Origin of the sequence: Microcoleus sp. AT3-D2, assembly GCF_036705715.1 — a bacterium.
In the GTDB taxonomy this organism is placed as follows: domain Bacteria; phylum Cyanobacteriota; class Cyanobacteriia; order Cyanobacteriales; family Microcoleaceae; genus Microcoleus.
Genome location: NZ_JAUBVE010000064.1, coordinates 13,288 through 26,692 on the forward strand (window position 1 = coordinate 13,288; position 13,405 = coordinate 26,692).

At 45.2% G+C, this 13,405-nt stretch carries 10 protein-coding genes; 4 read left to right on the forward strand and 6 right to left on the reverse strand.

What is annotated here, in order from left to right:
* Positions 1-136: 136 nt before the first annotated feature.
* The 3 genes from QUB44_RS22680 to QUB44_RS22690 all read right to left on the reverse strand — a co-directional run bounded on the left by QUB44_RS22680 (position 137) and on the right by QUB44_RS22690 (position 5,859).
* Positions 137-1,600 (reverse strand): CIA30 family protein, encoded by a 1,464-nt coding sequence (locus tag QUB44_RS22680; RefSeq protein WP_333370967.1) that lies wholly within the window; start codon positions 1,598-1,600, stop codon positions 137-139.
* 87 nt (positions 1,601-1,687) lie between these two features.
* Complete coding sequence (iscB, locus tag QUB44_RS22685; RefSeq protein WP_333370969.1) at positions 1,688-2,974, reverse strand: RNA-guided endonuclease IscB; 1,287 nt, start codon at positions 2,972-2,974, stop codon at positions 1,688-1,690.
* Positions 2,975-3,336: 362 nt separating this feature from the next.
* Positions 3,337-5,859, reverse strand: a complete 2,523-nt coding sequence (locus QUB44_RS22690; protein WP_333370971.1) for an ATP-binding protein — start codon at positions 5,857-5,859, stop codon at positions 3,337-3,339.
* 490 nt (positions 5,860-6,349) lie between these two features.
* On the opposite strand from QUB44_RS22690, the gene QUB44_RS22695 reads away from it, so the two are divergent.
* Entirely contained in the window at positions 6,350-6,724 is a 375-nt protein-coding gene (locus QUB44_RS22695) for a hypothetical protein (RefSeq protein WP_333370973.1), read from the forward strand.
* A 136-nt stretch (positions 6,725-6,860) separates the two neighbouring features.
* Here QUB44_RS22695 and QUB44_RS22700 read toward each other — a convergent pair whose 3' ends face one another.
* Both QUB44_RS22700 and QUB44_RS22705 read right to left on the reverse strand, forming a co-directional pair.
* Complete coding sequence (locus QUB44_RS22700) at positions 6,861-7,718, reverse strand: Hpt domain-containing protein (RefSeq protein WP_333370975.1); 858 nt, start codon at positions 7,716-7,718, stop codon at positions 6,861-6,863.
* A gap of 163 nt (positions 7,719-7,881) precedes the next feature.
* A complete protein-coding gene (locus QUB44_RS22705; RefSeq protein ID WP_333370977.1) occupies positions 7,882-8,808 on the reverse strand; it encodes a DMT family transporter in 927 nt (308 codons plus the stop codon).
* Positions 8,809-9,311: 503 nt separating this feature from the next.
* Between QUB44_RS22705 and QUB44_RS22710 the strand changes: the two genes are divergently transcribed.
* Both QUB44_RS22710 and QUB44_RS22715 read left to right on the forward strand, forming a co-directional pair.
* Positions 9,312-10,115: an SDR family oxidoreductase gene (locus tag QUB44_RS22710; protein WP_333370980.1), complete on the forward strand. Its 804-nt coding sequence runs from the start codon at positions 9,312-9,314 to the stop codon at positions 10,113-10,115.
* 174 nt (positions 10,116-10,289) lie between these two features.
* The gene (locus QUB44_RS22715) at positions 10,290-11,297 is read left to right on the forward strand and encodes an NAD(P)-dependent alcohol dehydrogenase (RefSeq protein WP_333370982.1); all 1,008 of its coding nucleotides are present in this window, start codon (positions 10,290-10,292) and stop codon (positions 11,295-11,297) included.
* 60 nt (positions 11,298-11,357) lie between these two features.
* On the opposite strand, the gene QUB44_RS22720 is transcribed toward QUB44_RS22715, so the two are convergent.
* Complete coding sequence (locus QUB44_RS22720) at positions 11,358-12,167, reverse strand: calcium-binding protein (RefSeq protein ID WP_333370984.1); 810 nt, start codon at positions 12,165-12,167, stop codon at positions 11,358-11,360.
* Positions 12,168-12,365: 198 nt separating this feature from the next.
* Here QUB44_RS22720 and QUB44_RS22725 point away from each other — a divergent pair, with 198 nt between their 5' ends.
* A complete protein-coding gene (locus QUB44_RS22725; protein ID WP_333370986.1) occupies positions 12,366-13,346 on the forward strand; it encodes an ATP-binding cassette domain-containing protein in 981 nt (326 codons plus the stop codon).
* Positions 13,347-13,405: the final 59 nt, after the last annotated feature.

A 13,405-nucleotide genomic window follows, 5' to 3' on the forward strand; every position in this document is an offset into this window, starting at 1 on the left:
GCAGATCCGGAGGCTCTGCCTCCAATTTTCCTACTAACCAGCGAGGCAGAGCCTCTGGACATTGATTCCCAGGCAAGGCCTGGGAACCAGTTATAAATCACCAAACGTACCTCATTTTACTAAGAAGTGTTATATGTTATTTAACTCCAGAGAACAAACCCTGCCAGTCTCCGGGAGAACTGCCATTTTCCCCCTCTTTTACCTCAAAAGTAACGTTGCAAGCTTGAGGTTGTTCCAAAGCCTCCACGCACAATTCTGCAATATCTTCCCGACTGACTTTGCCCCTAATATTGTCTCCTTGCTCAAATATTAAAGCTTTGCCTCCCGGTTCTTCAGTCAAAGCGCAAGGTCTGACAACAGTATAAGGTATGCCGCTCGATCGCACACAATCTTCGCCTTTCAACTTCCAAGTCAAAATCCCCCCCAACATATCATTCATCCTGACAGCAGGCGGTTCTTCTTCCAAGTTAATTCCCGGCCGGCCAGGGCGGGTAACTCCTGCCGAACTCACCATCACAAATCGCGGCAAAGTCTGTCCCCCATCAGCTTTAATAGATTCTAACTCCAGTTGAAAAATACCAGGTGTAAATTTCGGGTTGAGCGCACCATCATATTCAAACTTGCTCAACATTAACTGAAAAGAAAAAATACTGCTGGCATCAAATTTAGAGCCATCTTTGACAGTTTTGGCGCGGAATACTGGAATTAACTCATCAAAGGGAACAGTGACTGTAATCCAGATATTGTAAACAGTATCAAACGAATAGCAATACCCAATTCCATCCCATTTAGCTTCGCTGCGAACAATCAATTTGTAGCGCTTGCCGTCTCCTTTGACACGCAGTTGGAGGCCGCTAAATCCTGCGAGATTAAGCGGAGGATCGAAGTTGCGGGTACGCACCGAAGCAAAGCCGCCCGAGTTGGCAGTAGAAACATTGCCTGTGAATATAGCTGTATTGTCTGTCAGCCGGATCGAACTTTCGCTGGTGCCACCCATCACGATGTCGTCGAGCGCACCCCAAGTTTCTTTTAAATCTTGGCTGGGTTTTGTGAAGTCAAAAATTATTTTTTCGCCTGCTTGAATTAGCTGGCGGCGAACAGCTTGCACTAAATTATTGATGCCTTTGTATTCGACGATTTCGGGAACATCGACAACTTCCGGCATATAAAATTTGATGCCTTGATAGTATTTTTCCCGCGTTGGGGTGTCTCCTTCTATCGGTTGAACTTTAGTGCCGGTACAGCAGATAACTGCTTCTATGCCCTCGGTTACTAGCGGTGTTAGGGTTTCTGGCAGAGTGATATCTCCTTCGACTAATTCGACATTTTTGCCGAGAATTTCTGTTGCTCTTTTAGCATCTCTGACGAGGCAGCGTACTTTATATCCCCGCTGTTGCAGCCGCTTGACAACTCGCTTCCCGACGCCGCCGGTAGCACCAGCTACCAGTATCAATTTGGGTTGGTCTTTTTTAGTTTTGCTGCTGCTTCCAAAAAGTTGTTGCAGCCAGCTAATGCTGCCAATGAAGGGAATGACGCCGAAATAAGCCAAGGTTTTGAGAAACCGGCCGGCATCCCATTGGGCGGTTTTTTCTTCAGTCATAAAAACCTCACGGGAGATTGGAAACCCAGTGGCTTTAGCCCTGGGAGGAAAAGCGACACGGGATACTTTAGTGTCCCGTCAATACTCTTAAAATCCATAGTTGTACCCATCCTTTTGATGAATAGAAAAACAATATTTGTGATTGATACCTTGAATTAAGCCCTGGGCTGATGACACATTAAAACTACCAGATGAACGAACAGCAACCCTACCTCTATAAGTCCCAATCTTCTTGCCCAAAGTAACAACGGCTTTTACAATGTCGCCCGTCTGTAAACCCTTGACGAACTTGAATCTAGGAACATACCGAGAAGGAAATCCCAACTTATCTGTGCGACACATCTGCCTTGTACCATGCCCCGTCGCTTTGATGTTTAGGGGCTGATCCGCTAGTACGGAAATATTGGGCGTATCACCAACGCAAGCAGCATCAAAGAAGTGGGTTTTTGGTAATTCCAACCGTATTCGGTTGAATTTGGTTAACCCGCCAGAACCCGTGGAAATCACTTTCCCTGTCTCTTTTAGCCGATTAAACAAAGCCCATCGGGTTGAATTCACAGCAGAGGCATCTTTTAATGGGTACTTAGCCTGTGCCAAGATTTTCTTCAAAATATCGGGCTTTTTTCCTAGGAATATCTTGATATCCTGAGTGTTTTTCTTGGTATTGCAAGGCTCACAAGCTAAACACAAATTAGATACCCTGTTAGTTCCCCCCGATGCTCTAGGCTGAATATGCTCAACCTGTAGCGGTACGTTTTCTGCACTACAATAAGCGCATCGTCTGTCCCATTTATTAAGAAGATATTCACGGACTTCGTAACCAGCTAACACACCCTGCTGGTACTCGACACCTGAAATCTCTGGATTTTCTATCTGCTGTAGATCGAATCTGACTAACTCTTGAAAGATTGTTCTGACTGGTGCAAGTCTTGATAATCTTTTGACCCAAGTTAAAGTTGTTTCTACACGGTGTCGAAGGCTAGGAGCTAACCAACCTTTGGGACGTGTCCGGTTTAGAAATCTCGCTTGACGATACCTTGTGTGCCTGCTTCTGCGACCGCGCCGTAAATAACGACGCGAATCTAGCGATGCCTTAATTGCTTGACCGCGATGAGTTAATTGGGCTACCCAAATTAGCTCAGAACCTAAAATTATAGCTAATCCAGTAACTTTTGAACCGGGGTCAATTTTTAAAATCATGGGTCGCGGGTCTTCAGTTACCTTCTTCCTCAAAATTATTGTGAAAGGGTACAGCCTGAAAACTTTAGCTTTACCAATCTTTAGCAGTTTACGTGCTAATGATGGTTTGCATGGTGTTAATGGCTTGTATTTAGTATCTAGAACAAAGACGTAGTTGGGTTTTAGGATAGACATTGTTGTGTCTCTTCGATTTCTCGTAATGTTAGCTTCGCCAAAGTTTTGAGGGCTTGTTAGGTTTGCAGCACTGTTTCAGTGACCTTAAAACTGTTTAACTGCAAACGACAGAGCAGGAGACTAGCTACGCATCCGCTGGTGTCGTAACCCCCGAAACGGAGTTAGTTAAAACTTAGGCTGGTAAGCACGGCTTCAGTTTGTTTGCTGAAGCCCCGTGTCTTTAGACCGGGGTTGCTTACACTAGCTTCCTCTGAATTGGCTCAAATCTACTTAGCTGCTTTTGTATTTTAATCGAATTTTCGATTTTTGAATGGGGGCGATTTCCTAGCCTTGGGGATAGCTTCGCTAGCGCGGACTTTTTTTCACTTGACAATGGGTGTCGGATGAGTTTGGCTCAAGGGAATCTCAATAATCAACTCGGTTCCCTCTCCAGGGGCTGAAATGCAAGTCAATTTGCCGCCGTGTTGTTCTACCGCAATTTCGTGGCTAATCGCCAAACCTATCCCCGCACCTTTGCCCACCTGTTTTGTGGTAAAAAAAGGCTCAAAAATTTTCTGGCAAACTTTTTCTTCCATGCCCCAACCGTTGTCCTTGATCCGAACTGCTACGGCTTTTTCTCCCGGACAAAGTTCAGTCACAATCCGAATTTGTCCGTACTTAACTGGCTGTTCTTCGCCGCCCCAATGCGAGGATAAATTGTTGTTGACAAAGGCATCTTCGAGAGCATCAATTGCATTTGTCAATACATTCATAAATACTTGGTTGATTTGAACTGCGTAACACTCAACCAAAGGCAAAGAGCCATATTCTTTGATGAGATGAATTGCTGGGCGATCGGGCTTCGGTTTGAGTCGGTTGCTCAATATCAACAAAGCACTGTCCAATCCGTCGTGAATGTCAACGGGTTTAATCTCTGCTTCGTCAATTCTAGAGAAGTTTCGCAGCGACTGAACTATCTCGCGGATGCGGTTAGCTCCTACTTTCATTGAACCCAGCAACTTCGGTAAGTCTTCAACTATGAATTCTAATTCTACTGCTTCTATTTGTGCTTGAATTTCTGGCGAAGGCGACGGATAGTTCTGGTCGTAAAGCTGCAATAAATTGATCATTTTTTGACTGTATTCATTAGCATAGCTAAGATTGCCGTAGATGAAGTTAATCGGGTTAGTGACTTCATAAGCTACCGCCGCTACCAACTGTCCCAAACTTGACATTCTTTCGCTTTGCACCAGTTGAGTTTGCGCCCGCTTCAGCTCGGACATTGCTGTTTTTAAATTAGCAGTTTTTTCCCGTTCTCTGGCGACTGATGCTTGTAGTGCTGTATTTAATTTTTCGAGTTTATCGACTTGGCACAGCACTATATTAATCATTGCTTTTTTCAGTTCCAATGCAGCGTCTATTTCGCATTGTTTCCAAGGCAACGATTTGTACCTCACATTTTCTTTCCACAGCTCGAAGGATTTCCGAGGAGACAGTCGAGGGTTGCCATCTTCATAGGTTTCAACTGGTTTGTTGGGGTTGCCCGCCCAATTTACGGTCTTAATTACTTCCGGGCGAAACCACAAAACGTATATTTTCTGCGTCGGCGATATTGCTATCGCCAAACACCCGCTGGCTGTGTCTTTAAATTCCTCAGCTTCTGGATAGCATTTGGTGAGCGAGTCTGTATAAAAAATTTCTTTATTTAAATGCTCTTGCACCCAATTAGTTAAGTATTTGAGCGCTTCTCCTTGAGGTGTTTGCCCTACTTGATAGCAATTGTCTCCAAATACTATTGCGGCTCCCTGGGCGTTGACTGCTTCTAGCAAATTATGCTGACATTTAACTAACACTTCTGACAGGTTTTCGGACGTGGATATGTCTTCAAAAATCTTGGTTTGAATGGATTTTAAGTGTAGTTTGTAGTCGTAGTCTTCGTTTCCTTCTTTTGATTGCAGTTCTAAGGACATTACTTGCCCGATAAATTCGCAGGCTGCGCGCAATTCATAGTTGAGGTGTTTTGGTGTATAGTTGTGGCAAGCAATCAATCCCCACAGTTTTTTGTCTTTGATTAACGAGATTGACATCGAAGCTGCAACGCCCATATTTTGCAGGTATTCTATGTGAATGGGAGAAACGCTTCTCAATACGCTGAAACTCAGGTTTCGGGGCTGGGTCGTGACAGCATTATTTCCTGAAACAAGGGGGACTGGTTGATAATTAATATCTGGGATTAACCTCAGCCAATTTAACGCATACAGTTGTCTGGCTTGTTTGGGAATATCTGAACTTGGGTAGTTTAATCCTAAGAAAGGACTCAGCATTTCTGCTTTGTTTTCAGCGATTACAGCGCCGTTGCCTTCGTGGTCAAATTGATAGACCATGACTCTATCAAAACCGGATATTTTTCTGACTTCTTCTACAGTTATTTGAGATAACTCCTTGAAATTTTGGGCGCTTTGAATTTTGCTGATAGTGGCTCTTACTGAATGATAAAAGCTAAAAACAGAAAGATTTTCTGGGTTGGTGGCTAATTCCAACTCGACCATCAATACTTCTTCTACTCGGTGGAGGATGCAGTCAAATTCTAAATATTTACCTTTGTTTGTGACAGAAAGTTTAATGGGATTAACGGTTTTTAAGTTTTCATTACACAAACAAAGCTTGAGTTTTTTTAGTTGAACTCGATTGAAGAATAAGCTCAAATTTCTACCGATCGCACTTTCCGGCTCTACTCCTAACAAATCTTGCGTATTTTCGCTGACTTGCAGTATTTCTAGTTCAGGTTCTCGTACAACAAGTAGCACTCCGTGTGGCTGAATGAGCCCCGACATGTGAATCGGTTCTCTGTCGCAGTTTGTCAAGTCAACTTCTTCGAGGGCGGGGATTGTGATTTGTAGATCCATTTTCTTTGTCTTCCGCTGTAAAATTTCGAGAGGGTTCTAATGATTTGAGATTTGAGAGCAAATTGGCTTTTCCATAATAATCTCATATTATTTGATCGCATAACGGCTCGATCCCTTGACGAACACTGAGAATCCATCATGCGAGAATCAGCGAATCAAAAATGATTGAGTCGAAAATCAGCCTGCCGTATTTTTTGCTGTTCGACCAGCCTCAGCCTTCTATAAATTGTACCGACTTGGCTCTTATATACTATCGCTTCCCGATGTTAATTATCATAGCAATTGTTGCCATTCTTCAAGTATGTTTAATAATTCCCCCAAAACTTTAATATTTGTGGTAAAATTTTAGCTGCCGGAAAAGGGGGAGAGAAATGCGTCTCCAGAGCGGCCTACTTACTGAAATCTTAAGTTAAGGTAAGGGTGACAAGATCTGAAAGTCAAGTCACGCTAAGCTCTTTAAGTATACCCAACAGGCCCGACAATTAGACTGATGATCGACTTCAATACAGTTACTGAATTTTCTCATACCTACTGCATAGCTATCTGTGCCTTTTTAGTTCCAGCAAACTTGCTGACTACTTTGCAGACAGCGATTTTGACAGGACTAAACCGACCTCGAATGCAAATTTTGGCGTCTGTAGTTGTCGCCAGCCTTTGGGCTACAGCAATGATATTTCACGTTTTTACCTGGTTCGCGATCGGAGTAGTAATGCTTCCGACATACATCTTGCTAGTTATGGCAATCACTTGTCTGACAATCAATGTCTGGGCGATCGCTCATCCTGCAAGCATGATGCAATTAATTCGAGTTGCGGTATCAATTCTTAGGGGAGGTTTCAGAAGGAAGAAGGATTTAGTTGTCTAAGAGAGAAAGATCTAGTTATCTAGGAACTTAAAAAGAATTTGGCAGAGGGTAATGTGAAAAAAATCAGGGAAAATATTGGTTTCAGAATAGTTTTTCGGGTGGCAAATCGTGCTTCCGAGGGCTGAGTTTTCAGCGGTTATTCCGGTTCGCGATCGCGACAATCTTCTGTTTCCGGGCCGCGGGGATGGATCGTGCAGTTGAGCAGGTAGCCGCCGTCGCTTCTGCCGTAATAGTAGCGGCATCCGATGCAAATTGCGGGAGGTTCGATCGCACTTTGGTAAACCGGATAATCCGCAGTCGCCAGCAGCGAAAAGTCGCGCTGCGTCTGAACATTCCCGATAATAGCGCCGGAGAGTTCGACAGCTTGGCGGATGTTTTCGATCCTGGTGTAAGGCGGCAGGTAAATGTCAATACAAAGGCGTAGGCCCTGGCTATCCCGATCGTGGCGGGTAATAGTGCCTCCGAGCAAACCGACGCGCGAAGCAATAGCCGAGGAAAATTCGCTCAGGGAGGTGCAGTAACCGGAGAAAACGTGAATATGTTCGTCCGTAGTAGCTCTCACAGTCAGGCGAGTGGGAATTCGCAATCTCAGGTAAGCGTCGAGTTCGTCAAAAACCGGTTCGGCGAGGGAGAGCATTTGGCTTGCGTCTTCGTGGTTGAGCCCAAAACCCTTAGAAACCTTGGACACAAGGGCTACTAAAATATCAAAAACTTCGGTTAAGAGCGATTGTAGCCTGCTATCAATGGCGATCGGACATTCTCTGAGCAGCTTTAAATAATCCTCTAACCGATGAGCAATGCGCTGAATGCTGCTAAATCCGAGCATAGCTGCTCCCCCTTTAATCGAGTGCGAGGCTCGGATGAGCTGGTGTATTCTTTGGGGAGCTGGCATGGTATTTTGCAGATATTGCAAGCCTTGTTCGATAATTTGGATCTGTTCTGTGGCTTCTTCGATAAAGTAGCCGATGATCCGCTGTAGTTGTTCTGGCAGCATAATTTTATTCTCCTAAAGGCAGCCGAGTATTATTAGTCATTACTGAGAGCTTTGATAGTTTTGAATCGATATTTCACTGATGAGTTATTGAGGTTTTTAAGCCCTAATCTGTTTTATTCTGACTCACGGCAAGTGTAGTGGCAATGTCGAAAACAGTTAACTCTTAACTGTTGACAGTAATTTTTTTTGCTCCGACGGTAGCGGTTGCTACCCCGAACAGCAGCACCGCAGCACCTGCGAGTACCGCCGGCGCGGGCACTTCCCCAAACAGCAAATAACCCAACCAACTCGCCCCAACCGGTTCAAACAAGATGGCAAGAGTTACCAGAGTTGGGGAAATCTGCATTACGGCCCAGTTCAAAATGGTGTGGCCGACTAACTGAGGCAAAGCGGCCGTTAGCAAAATATAAAAATATACAATGTGGGGGTAATTGGTATAAGTAGTGCCGAAGGCGAAGGGGAGAGGCAGCAGGACGATCGCAGCAATAGTATAGGCGATCGCGATATAGCCACCAATTCCCAGTCCCCGCCGCTGAGCTTCCCGGCCCAGCAGCAAATACAAGCTGACAGCCCAGGAACCAGCCAGAGCAAGGAAATCGCCAAGCAGTTGGCTGCTGCCAGCATGGGCTGCGCCCGCACTTCCGAGAGCGATCGCCATTCCCCCAGTCAGGGCTATAGTAATGCCAGCGATCGACATTTTGCTGAGTTTTTCGCCGAACCAGAAGCGCGACAAAAGCGCTACCCAGACAGGATTAGTGGTGACGAGAGCAGTCGAGGCGGCGATCGAAGTATAAGAAAGTGAGGTAATCCAGAGAGCAAAATGCAGGGCGAGACACAAACCCGCAGCAGCAGCATAGCGCCGAGCTCCCGGTTGCAGGGCGTTCCACTGAATTTTTCGCCAAGCCGGAAGCAGAATTAAAGCAGATAAAGTCAGACGAGAGGCCGCGAGCACCAGACTGAAACCCAAACCGCCCGCCCCTGCTGAAAAGTTAGCGAGACGAATTAAAATGGAGGAAGTTGAGACGGCTAAAACGCCAATAATTAACACTAGGGCGATCGACCAATTAGGTGCTTGTTTCGGAAGATTCATTTTTTAGGAATTGGGCATTGGGCATTGGGCATTGGGCATTGGGCATCGGGCATTGGGCATTGGGAAAATTTATATAGCAATTTTCACATAATGCTGAACACTTTCTGAAGACTTTCTCTTCCCTTCTCTTCTCCTCTCTTCCTTCGCGTCCTTCGCGTCTTCGTTGTTCGTTAAAAAAAAAACGATCGCCATTCTTAAAAAATTCCCATATCCAAGAAATATTAATGTATAGTAGGGGCAGGGCGGGTCTATGAAATTGTATATTATGGGCAATTATTGTTTCCGAACCCGCCTACAAAATTCAACATCAAACAAGTCCGAATCATCTCGTTTCCGGTTGCATCGGTATTATTCAAACAGTTAACAGTCAACAGTTAACAGTCAACAGTCAACAGTCAACAGTCAACAGTCAACAGTCAACAGTCAACAGTTAACAGTCAACAGTCAACAGTCAACACTAATTCCGGTTCAGCCGGAATTGATATTACAATTTATAACTATCTATGGCTCCTACAGTTTTGATTACAGGCGCTTCTCAAGGAAGCGGCAAAGCAACAGCAATTTTATTTGCCAGTAAAGGTTACGATGTAGTTATGGTAGCTCGCCAGCCAGAGAGATTGGCAGCAGCAGCGGTTCAAGTGCAGCGAGAAGGCACTTCCGCTGTAGCTATTCCTGGGGATGTTGGCGACATTCAACAAGTGCGCGCGATCGTCCAAAAAGCCCTAGATGCCTGCGGCCAAATCGATGTTTTAGTTAACAATGCTGGCATTTGTCTCACGGGGGCGATCGAGCACACTACCTCCGAAGACTGGCAGCAATTAATGAATACCAATTTTTGGGGATGCGTTAACACAATTCAAGAAATTGTGCCACATTTTTTGCAACGAAAAACAGGGACAATAGTCAATGTGGGTTCCATTGGTGGCAAAATGCCTTTGCCTCAAATGACTGCTTATTGTGCCAGCAAATATGCAGTAACCGGTTTAACAGAAACTTTGCGATTGGAATTAGCGCCTCAAGGTATTCACGTTTGCGCCGTGCATCCGGGCCTGATTAACAGCGATTTTTTAGAAAGAGCTCAATTTCGCGATCGAGACGAACCCGCAGTCGAATTGCGCCGCCAGCAAATGAGCAAAATGCTGAAATCTGAGTGGGCAACTCAGCCAGAAGATATTGCTAAAGCTATCTGGGATGCTGTGAAAAATCAGCGTGCAGAAGTTACCGTCGGCCCTGCTTTTTTGGCATCGGAAGCTTATCGGTTGTTCCCCGGTTTGATGCAGTGGGCAATGGAAAAAGGCAAGTTGTGAGACTAATTAGTAATGGATAATTGGTAATTAGTAAAGTACCCAGGGCGCACCGGACAAATTATTAGTAACGCGCCTGATTCCTCGTGGAAGCTTCCCTTGAATATATACAACTAAAGAAAGAGACTGGGAAAGCGGCCCGAACACTATAATGGCAAACAAACCAGGAAATACACAATGCAAATCAAAGCACTAGCAGTTAAAAAAACAGGCGGATTGCTTGAAGAATACAAATTCGATGTCGAACCTCCAAAAGTACATGAATGCCTTATAAAAGTGTTAAGCTGCGGCATTTGTCACTCTGACTTGCACATGATTGACAACGATTGGGGTCAATCCAAATATCCCCTCGTTCCCGGCCACGAAGTTATCGGAGAAGTGGCAGAAATAGGGCCGCAAGTGACTCATTTAAAAGTGGGCGATCGCGTTGGTGTCGGTTGGCAAAGGTCGTCTTGTTTGCAGTGCTGCGACTGCTTGCGCGGTAACGAAAATCTCTGCGATGAAAACCAGGGATTAATTGTTACAGGCCCCGGCGGTTTTGCCGATTATTTGATGGTAGATTCCCGCTTTGCTTTTCCTATTCCCAAAGGCATCGATTCCAAAATAGCGGGGCCGCTGTTGTGCGCCGGAACTACGGTTTACGCCGGTTTGCGGAATGCAGGGATGAGTTCCGGGCAAGAAATTGGCATTCTTGGCATCGGCGGTTTGGGACACATGGCAGTGCAGTTTGCGAAAAAATTAGGCAACCGCGTTACAGTTTTTACTACTTCCCAAGATAAGGCAGAATTTGCACATAAAATGGGGGCGGACGAAGCTATTGTAGTAGGAAAAGGTGAAATTCCTCAAGCTCCCAGCAGCAAATTAGATATTTTGTTGAGCACAGTTCCTGCTGCTTTAGATTGGGCTCCGTACATTGATTTTCTCGATTCTGGCAGTGCGCTTGCCTTCGTCGGAGTCCCGGATGCACCTTTGAGCATTCCGTTGTTTCCCCTGCTGATGAAGCAACGCCGAATTGTGACTTCTCTCATCGGCGGTCGCGCTATGATTAATGAAATGCTGTCAATTGCAGAGCAGTTTGAGATTGAGCCGATTGTCGAAGTTTTTGCGATCGCACAAGCGAATGAAGCAATTCAGAAAGTCCGCGACAATCAAGTACGCTATCGCGCAGTTTTGACAGTGAGTTAGATAATGGTTAATGGGTAAGGTGCGCCTAGCGCACCCTACTATAGATATATAAGCAACGAATTAAAGCAAAGAATTAGCATTAATAAAACGACCGTTTAAATCGGCTGGGATCACATTCAAAACAGTACCTAACAAAGCATTAGTAAAACCGAATCTAATATTAGTAGCTTCCACACGGCCGTTGCCATCGGGATCGAGACTTTGCTGCGAGATGCCACCCTTGGCTAACAAACTCGTTCCCCCCGTTATAGTTGTAGGATCGATCAGCAGCAGTCTCGGATCGTTCAAGCTATAACTTACCTCTTCCAAGGAGATATTGCTGCTGGTAAATTCCACACTAATTCCAATCGAATCGCTAGACTTATCAAAATCTACAATTACCGCGTCAGGAACTTCAACCCCAAATACTCTGATTCCCGCTTGATCGACTCTAAAAACAAAGACATCGCTCCCCCCACCACCTTTGTAAATATCCACATCTCTGTCGCCAATTAAAGTATCGTTGCCGTCTCCGCCCACTAACAAATCAACACCTTGTCCTCCGCGCAGCAAATCATTTCCCGCACCCCCATCAAGGAAATCGCTATTTCTATCTCCTGTCAAGAAATCGTCGCCAGTTTCTCCCAAAACATCGTCATCATCTTTGCCGGCGTAAATAGAATCATTGCCGACACCGCCTAACAGACTGTCTTTACCATCGTTGCCGAAAATCCGTTCTGCATCTGACGATCCCGTGACAGTATCATTGCCGCCCACCATCCAAAGTCCCCCAGGAAAACTAGCAAGTTGTCCTGGTGCAAGTGTAATATTTTCAGGAGAATTGTCTCCTACCAAACGAGAGATGCCTGAATTATCTGGGGTGAGTACCATAGTTGTAAACTTTGTGCGATGTGAGCATGGATATTGTGCAATATTCTACAGCTTAGTAGGGTGCGGCAGAACACAGTTACTTTCTCACTCGCGATCGAGCAATCGCTGGTGCACCCTACTAGACAGGTCGATCGCTCCATCTTGGCACAAGCCTGATGGAAATACCCTAGATTAAAATAAAAGTTAAAATTTGAGCCGATGCCAATTATCTTAGTTGAAGACTTGAGCAAAGTTTATCCGGTAGCGATTAAAGAACCGGGGCTTAAAGGAACAGTGCGACACTTTTTTAGTCGCACCTACCGCAATATCAAAGCAGTTGAGGGCGTTTCTTTCAGTATTGAACCGGGGGAAGTCGTGGGGTTTCTAGGTGCTAACGGTGCGGGCAAAACTACTACGCTGAAAATGCTGACGGGTTTGATTTATCCGTCTGCGGGTACGGTGAGTGTGTGCGATCGTACTCCTTTTCGTCGGGAAGCAGATTTTCTGCAAAAAATCACGTTAGTCATGGGGCAGAAACAGCAGTTAATTTGGGATTTACCCGTGCTTGACTCTCTGCGAATTAATGCCGCAGTCTACGGCATTCCCGATGCAGATTATCGACGGCGAGTCGGAGAATTGACAGAGATGCTGTCACTAGAAGGCAAGTTAAATCAGCCGGTAAGAAAGCTTTCTTTAGGCGAACGAATGAAAGCGGAACTGATGGCGGCTCTGCTGCACCAGCCGGAGGTATTATTTTTAGATGAACCGACTTTAGGTTTGGATATAAACGCACAGTTTAGCGTCAGGCAATTTCTGCGAGAATATAACGAGCGCTATCAAGCAACGGTGCTGTTGACGAGTCATTACATGGCTGATATTACTGCTTTATGCAAGCGCGTTTTATTGATTCATGAAGGGCAATTAGTTTATGATGGCAGTTTAGACGGATTACTCGATAGGTTTGCGCCTTATCGGGAAGTTCAGGTAAAATTAGCTAAACCGCTGGCAAAAGATAGTGCTTTTGCTTACGGGGATGTAGAATCTATTGAGGGACAATCGGTGCGGTTTTTGGTGAAAAGGGAAGAGCTGACGGTGAGCGTGGCGAAGATTTTGGCGGACTTGGACGTGATAGATTTGACTGTTACCGATCCGCCAATTGAAGAGGTAATTGGTCGAGTTTTTCGCACGGGAAAAGTGTAATGTTTTTGGCTGTGTTCATTCTCCATAACAGGCAAGATATCTGTTCCACTAGAGTTTCA